2 protein-coding genes are annotated in these 3,071 nt (G+C 32.7%); both read right to left on the bottom strand.

Going from position 1 to position 3,071, the window contains the following annotated elements; genetic code table 11:
- The coding region (locus K324_RS0109475; protein WP_026748918.1) for a S8 family peptidase at positions 1 to 2,069 on the bottom strand (2,069 nt) is incomplete at its 3' end.
- Between the two features lie 232 nt (positions 2,070 to 2,301).
- Complete coding sequence (locus K324_RS0109470; RefSeq protein ID WP_026748917.1) at positions 2,302 to 2,760, bottom strand: putative hemolysin; 459 nt, start codon at positions 2,758 to 2,760, stop codon at positions 2,302 to 2,304.
- Positions 2,761 to 3,071 lie beyond the last annotated feature (311 nt).

Raw genomic sequence — 3,071 nt, 5'->3', positions numbered from 1 at the left:
TGGAATGTAAGTGCCTGTGCAGAAGCGTAAATTTGTCCAGATAGACTGTCCAAAACTGCTGCCCTGTTTGAAGAAGTAAGTGCCTGAAGTTTGGCAGCTTTTCTTTCAAATTGGGCGACATTTCCAGCAGTTCCATTTTCAATTTTTTGATCTAACTTTTGGAATGCAGTTTCCAAGTTTTCGGCAGTAGTTTTTTGCATTTCATCAGATTCTGCAATTTTTTCTACATAATCCACCATATTTTTTCTGCTTAATTTTACATTTACCTTATTATCGACAGTTTCCACAGCCCCATTTATCAATTCAGGAGTTTCCACCTTATCAAAACTTCCATTAATTCCTTTTTCCGCTTCAATTACAGTTGAAGACAAAGGTTTTGCAGTAATATATCTTCCATTGCTTAATGTCTGTAAAGTTGCATTACCACCATTTAAGTTTACAGTTCCTTTTACTATAAGTTTTGATCCTATTTGAGCTTTTGTTACAGAACCTGCGGTTGCTTCATAGTTTCCAGTTATAACTGCTCCAGAACCTCTATTTTCTAAAGTTCCACCTTCATTTTTTACATTTATTGGCGAAAAATTTCCGCTGTAATTTCTTAATCCTATTACAGTTGTAGGGGTAGTTACTAAAGTCCCACCTGATTTTATAGTTATTGGTGATCCATTTTCCTTTTGTATTTCTAAAGTTCCACCTTCTATAGTAGTGGCACCCTGATAATCATTATTTCCAGCCAATATTAATGTACCATTACCAGATTTTTTTAAACCACCTAAACCTGTAATATCATTTTCAAATTTTGAAGTTATATTGTTTCCAATATTTGCATTAAATTCTCCTCTTGCACCATGACTTGCAGCAGATTCACCGACAAGTAATTCACTGCTAAATGCAGCAGGCCCTTTTAATGCTTTTTTTTCATTTAAAAGTCCCCATCCAAATTTAGTATCTACTCCTGGATCACCTAAATCTGTTGCAGTTGTTAATATTGTCTGCTGTATTTCATGTCCAGTCATCCATGGAAATTTCTCTTTTAATTTGGCTGCTGTTGCAGATACTTTTGGAGTAGCAAAAGATGAACCATATTCTGTACATCCTGGCAATCCACATTCTCCACTTGCAGCTACAGTCCACCATTTAGCTCCCCCTGCTCTCGCAAGATGAGGATTATATTCACTTCCATCTGGACGTACTCCCATTACAGCAATCCATCCTTTATGTAATGAAGGAATGTAATGAGGCAATCCTGCTTGAATACTTACTTCATCCATAGTTTGCCCGCCAACTTTTCTATTTCCAGCAGCCCATATAAATAATGAACCTTGATTTACTGCATTTCTATAAAAGTTTGTTAAGGCATCAACTCTATTGTCATTTTCTGGTATAGTAATTGTTTCGCCAAGTTTTCTTAAATATATTCTATATGGCTCTTTATAATTACTGTATGTCCTAAATCCTTCTTGTGTTCCAAAAGAATGGCTATATATTCTAACTCCTCTATTTTGAAGTTCCTGATATTTATTTACATCTAAATAAAATCCACTTCCTTGGCTAACACTTACACCATGAATCTTTGCACCAGTTGCACCAGTTCCGCTATTTCCACCTAAAATAGTCGCTACAAGTATTCCATGATCGTTTTTACTTAAATAAGTCGTATTCGCCATTGGTTCCTTAACAAATCTATCTTTAAATTCTTTATCTATTATCTCATCAATATAACTTTGTTTATTATACAATTGGTTAGTATGAACATCAGATGATAAAAAATCACTATCCAGTACAGCAACATCTACTCCTCTTCCAGTAAAGTTGGCACCTTGAGGATTTTGTGATGATGGATTACCACCATTATTTGATGATCCAGGTTGTATTTTACTAGAATGGTTCGGATTATTCTGGTTATTTGAATTATTTGGATTTTGAGAACCATTTTCACCTCTTGGATTAGATGGTGAAGGTAAAGGTGTTGGTGAACTCGAATTATTTCCACCACCCCCACCTCCTCCGCCTCCACCACAGCTTGATAAAACAGTGATAAGGCTAATTAATAATAAAATCTTTTTCATATTTTTCTCTCCTTTGTATATCATTTGTTTAAAATTAATTTTTTATTCGCTTCTATTATACCATATAAAATGAAAAAAAAATTATAAATATAAGTATTTTTTATATCAATTTTATCATATTCTCTTAAAATATTGATATTTTTTCTAAAATATTAGTAACAAAAAATGACAAATTAAAAAAATTTGCCATCTTTATAAATAGTGTTATGAAATTAAAATTAAATTTTGATTATTAATTGTTTTGTCTGTAATAATCCCATTCATCAATTTGTGTCCCATTTTTAAATTTACACACACCTTTTTCGTTACCTTTTCTATCCTTAACAGTAATAGACTTTCCACCTTTGTCTACACAGAATTTTGCAGCTGGATTTGGTGTTCCTATCATTTCTGCTTCAAGACTTTGCGGAGTGTTGTTTTGTCTGTAGTATTCCCATTCTTCAACTGTTGTCCCGTCTTTTAATTGACAAACTCCGTATTCACCTTTACTACCTTTTACAATAATAGATTTTCCACCTTGTTTTTGACAATAAGCTGAAGCTGGATTTGGTGTTCCTACAGTAGGAGCTGGTTTTGTCACAGATGTATTGTCATCTTTCTTTTTCTTTCTAAACATTTTGAAATTTGCAGCCATTCCAGTAACAGATATTGCTAACATTAGTGTAATTCCAATTACTTTTAAATTTTTCATTTCTCTCTTGTATGATAAATATATAAATAATTATATAATACCACACACTCCTTTCTTTATATTTCTTATTTTTTTCTTTTCTGTTCCTATTACTTTTCTCTTCCCTTATTTTGTATAATTATTTTAGGGAAACTGCGGACTTTTTATTTTTCTTAAGGAGCTCTCGCTACTTTTCAAAGGAGATTATTGCCGCTGTTTTATCTTTAACCCTTATAATTGGATAAGTTTTTAAATTTTTATGTTTAGCAAGAATGTGCCTGATAAAACTTTGCGGTTCCTACAGTTCCCCTATTTCTTCTTAAAGGATGTGA

Source organism: Leptotrichia trevisanii DSM 22070 (assembly GCF_000482505.1).
GTDB classification, from domain to species: Bacteria; Fusobacteriota; Fusobacteriia; order Fusobacteriales; family Leptotrichiaceae; genus Leptotrichia; species Leptotrichia trevisanii.
This window is presented reverse-complemented; position numbering and strand designations above follow the sequence as displayed.